Annotated in this window: 2 protein-coding genes; one reads left to right on the forward strand and one right to left on the reverse strand. The window is 33.9% G+C overall.

All coding sequences use genetic code 11. From position 1 onward, the window contains the following. Window positions 1-91 precede the first annotated feature (91 nt). The gene (locus tag BM212_RS12135) at window positions 92-883 is read right to left on the reverse strand and encodes a UbiA family prenyltransferase (RefSeq protein ID WP_091898792.1); all 792 of its coding nucleotides are present in this window, start codon (window positions 881-883) and stop codon (window positions 92-94) included. A 541-nt stretch (window positions 884-1,424) separates the two neighbouring features. Here BM212_RS12135 and BM212_RS12140 point away from each other — a divergent pair. Then, window positions 1,425-2,402 (forward strand): polyprenyl synthetase family protein, encoded by a 978-nt coding sequence (locus tag BM212_RS12140; RefSeq protein WP_177206478.1) that lies wholly within the window; start codon window positions 1,425-1,427, stop codon window positions 2,400-2,402. The last annotated feature ends 121 nt before the right edge of the window (window positions 2,403-2,523 follow it).

Consider the following 2,523-nt stretch of genomic DNA (forward strand, 5'->3'; position numbering starts at 1 on the left):
CTTTTCCAAATTAAAAACCTCCTGTGTACTTAAGATATCTCAAGTTTAACAGGAGGCCGCTAGGACTCACAGGTACCTAGCTATTCATCGCTTACACTACAAATAGTAAAAGTTCTACTAGTGTAAAAGCTAAAAAAGATTTTACCGAAGTAATAAAGGTTTCAGCTTTTTCTTGTTTAAGGTTAAATAACCGTACTTGCTTACGAGCATAGAGTAGAGTTGGATAAACTAGTAACATAATCAATGGTAACCAGCCCATTAAGATGGGTACTAGAAATAATACATAGCTTCCGTAAGTTAGCCAGTTATATAATTGAATACTTTTTTCTTTACCAATATGAAAAACAATGGTAAATCGATTATTTTCAATATCTTGTTTCAAGTCACAGATGTTATTTGCAAGAACGATATTGGAGATTAATAAAACCTGTGGTAAAGAAACAAAAAATATAGCTAAGATCGTCAGCCAATCTCCTTGAAGCATAAATGTTGAATTCTGGAAATTTAATGCTAGAATCAGTGAATCTCTATAATTGACGAATATGGCAATAAAGATAATGCCAAACCCAAGAGGAGGACCAGAAAACAACTCTCCTAAGGGCATTCTAGAAATCGGAAGCGGCCCATAAGTATACGTAATCGCGATGATGGAACAGATAATACCAATTGGAAGCAAGACCAGATTAGTTCGAAAGACTAGAATCAAACCTAAAATGAAATAGAGAATGAGCATAATATAAATATAAACTACAACTAGTTTTTCGGAAATATTTTCTCTACCAATAATATTGTGTTCTTTCTTAAATTCTTCTGATGCAGCTGTCTGATAATCAACTAAGACATTGATAGAAGTGGTAGTGAAGTCAAGCAGAACGGCTGCAATAAAAAAAGCAGGGTATTGAGTAAATTAAAAGTTCCAAAATAATAGATTGTGTAAAAAACGCCTAAAAGAACAGGAAGAATACTCGTGAATTTTGTCCGAATATCAACAAACCTCAAAAACTGTGAAATAGACATGGTAGACTCCTTTGGTTTAAGATGTGAATAAATATTGTGCTTACAGTATAGCAGAATAAGACGAATTCAATGATATAAAACGCTAATCTATCTTGAAATCTTATAATGAAAACATTGTTTTAGACAATTTAACACTGCAAATGTATAATGATAACAAATGTTTTACATAAATAAATTTTAAAAATATTTGATAAGCTATGGATAATGTTCTATTAGTTGAAACATCATTCTATATACCAGATTTTATAATTCATTAATAGTATAGTGTCGTGCTGTAAATCTGCATGGTCTCAAAAAGAATTAGTTATTTACATTCTTTAATATTAATGTATAAAAATGAAGCTGATTTAAAGATAAAACTATTTCAAAAATAGTTAAATAAATTTGTAGATTAAGGCGGGATTGCTTTGAGCATTCACTCGATATGGGATGAATTTCCCGACTTGGAAAAGGAACTTAAGCAAACTAGGCAATTGATTTTCAATAAGATTTTTATACGTAATCAGCAAGTGAATGATGCGGCAAAAGGTATTTTTCAGTCTAGTGGAAAAATGATACGTCCAGCTTATTCGTTGCTATTTTCGCAATTAGGGCCAAAGAGTGAACCGGAAAGAGCAAGAGTGATGGCTGCAGCAATTGAAGTTTTTCATAATGCAACACTGATTCACGATGATATCATTGATGAAGGGGATATAAGGAGAGGAACTCCTACTATACAAGCGGCTCATGGAAAAAAGTCTGCAGTGTACGCCGGGGACTATCTGCTTTCGGTCTGCTTTAGAATGACACATCCTTACCGTCAAATAATAGATGTACAAGGTATTCTTACTCGAGCCATGGAAAGAGTAATTGGAGGGGAACTGCACCAGTTAGATCAGTCTTACAATCAGGATATGACGATACGACGCTATTTAACCCAAATTCGGGGAAAAACTGCTGAGTTATTTGCATTAGCCTGTTATGGAGGGGCAATGGAAAGTAATATGTCTATAAAAGAACAGTGGTTGTGTTACCGAATCGGTGCTCAAATTGGGATGGCATTTCAGTTGATGGATGATTTACTGGAATACACTCAAGATGAATCTGTATGGGAGAAGACCATGTTTCAGGATTTTAGAAATGGGATTTATACCGCACCAATCCTGTTTTCAATGAAACGTTCACCAGCATTTTTTAAGGAACAATTTGCTAAACAAGACTATACAGAACAAGACGTTATAGAAATCCGTAAAAAATTGAAATATACCGAAGGAATCAAGTCGGCTTTTCAGCTGGCTGAGCGATACACAAGTAAAGCGTTGGTTCTGATAGAACAACTCCCAGATAATAAAAGCAAAAAAGATATTGAGAAATTGACAAAACTACTGCTTCATCGTCAACTGTAAATTATTTGATGATAATTTAAAACGAGGAGGCTGGGACAAAAGTCTTAACAAACAAATAAGATCCGCTGAAAATCTACTTGAGATTTCAGTGGATCTTATTTGTTTATGTAAGCAAAAGGAG

Source organism: Marinilactibacillus piezotolerans, assembly GCF_900114235.1.
Classification (GTDB): Bacteria; Bacillota; Bacilli; order Lactobacillales; family Carnobacteriaceae_A; genus Marinilactibacillus; species Marinilactibacillus piezotolerans.